The 1352-nt window shown below is 67.7% G+C and carries 1 protein-coding gene; it reads left to right on the plus strand.

Annotated features, from left to right (window positions below; genetic code table 11):
- Nucleotides 1-243 precede the first annotated feature (243 nt).
- Nucleotides 244-1335 (plus strand): IS110 family transposase, encoded by a 1092-nt coding sequence (locus G6030_RS11365; RefSeq protein ID WP_187699930.1) that lies wholly within the window; start codon nt 244-246, stop codon nt 1333-1335.
- Nucleotides 1336-1352: the final 17 nt, after the last annotated feature.

Raw genomic sequence — 1352 nt, forward strand, 5'->3', positions numbered from 1 at the left:
GGGCTGACAGTGATGATGTGTGTAGTGGTTCTTCGGGCGGGTCTGACTCACGGGCTGACCGTCGCGGTGGCTGACTAGAAGCGGATTTGTCGGCCCGCTCGGGGGATCGCTACGCACGCGACCGGACGGGCGTTTGTGACCTCATAGGAGCTTGGTTCAGAAGCCCCGCCACTGTCTTGTCCGCCCGCCTGGCCGGCGCGTGCTGCCCCACCGGGATCAACGAGAAAGGCAGCAGTGACCATGATGTCCGATCAGCACGTGCATGTCATCGCCGGAGTGGATACGCATGGCCAGACCCATCACGCGGCGGTGATCGACTCCCTCGGGCGGCATCTGGCCGACCGAGAGTTCCCGGCCACGGGTTCCGGGTACCGGCAGCTACTTTCATGGCTCGGCGGCCACGGCACCGTGCAGGCCGTTGGGGTCGAGGGCACCGGAGCCTACGGCGCCGAGCTGTCTCGGGTGCTGGCCCGGGCCGGACTACCGGTGGTCGAAGTCGACCGACCCGACCGCAAGACCCGGCGGATGAAGGGCAAGTCCGACCCGATAGACGCCTATGCCGCTGCTACCGCGGTCGCCTCCGGGCGTGCCACTGGCGTGCCGAAGACCCGCGACGGGATCGTGGAGGCCGTCCGGGCCTTGCGTGTGCCTCGGCGCTCCGCGGTCAAGGCCCGCACCCAAGCGATCAACCAGGCCAGGCAGCTGGTGATCACCGCTCCGGAGGAATTGCGAGCCCAGTTGCGTGGCCTGCCCGCCCGCGAGCTGGCCGCAGTCTGCGCCCGGTTCCGTCCCAGCGACCTCGCTAGTCCCCTCGGCGCGACCAAGGCGGCACTACGCATTCTGAGCCGCCGGATCCTGGCACTGAGTGAGGAGATCGCCGACCTCGACGTCGAGCTGAAAGCCCTGACCGCGCAGACGGCTCCGACCCTGATGAACCGCATGGGCGTGGGACCTGACGTCGCCGGGCAGCTTCTGGCCACCGCGGGCGACAACCCAGACAGGCTGCGCTCCGAAGCGGCGTTCGCGCACCTGTGCGGCGTGGCCCCGATCCCTGCCTCTTCAGGACGACGAGACCGACACCGACTCAACCGCGGTGGCGACCGGGCCGCAAACCACGCCCTGCATACCATCGCACTGAGCCGCATGCGATGGGACGAACGCACCCGCTCCTACGTTGACCGACGAACCGCGCAAGGCCTGTCCAAGAAAGACATCATGCGCTGCCTCAAACGCCACATCGCGCGCGAGATCTACCATGCCCTGATCAACGACCTACAGGCTCGCGACCCCGCCACCAAAGCACCGACCACCGCCGACCTCGCCAAAGCCGCTTGACATCCATAGGAGCATCC

It is taken from the genome of Dietzia sp. E1 (genome assembly GCF_014145015.1).
In the GTDB taxonomy this organism is placed as follows: domain Bacteria; phylum Actinomycetota; class Actinomycetes; order Mycobacteriales; family Mycobacteriaceae; genus Dietzia; species Dietzia cinnamea_A.